1 protein-coding gene is annotated in these 256 nt (G+C 50.8%); it reads right to left on the bottom strand.

Annotated features, from left to right (window positions below; genetic code table 11):
- The coding region (gene atpB / locus ACKRDP_RS09990; protein WP_409154632.1) for a F0F1 ATP synthase subunit A at window positions 1-256 on the bottom strand (256 nt) is incomplete at both ends.

Consider the following 256-nt stretch of genomic DNA (forward strand, 5'->3'; position numbering starts at 1 on the left):
GATATGGCCTGCCAGCATGTTGGCAAAAAGACGAACAGAGAGACTGATCGGACGCGAGAGAAATGAAATGATCTCAATCGGGACCACAATAAACAACAACGCCAACGGCACGCCGCTCGGCACGAACAGCTTCAGGAAACCGAAACCGTGCCTGTAAAAACCATAGACAACGACCGTACCAATAACCAACGCCGCCAGCGCGAAAGTGACGATGATGTGTGAAGTGATGGTGAAGAAATAAGGGAACAGACCGAGG

The sequence above is a fragment of the Pampinifervens navoyensis genome (genome assembly GCF_046159715.1).
GTDB lineage: Bacteria > Aquificota > Aquificia > Aquificales > Aquificaceae > Pampinifervens.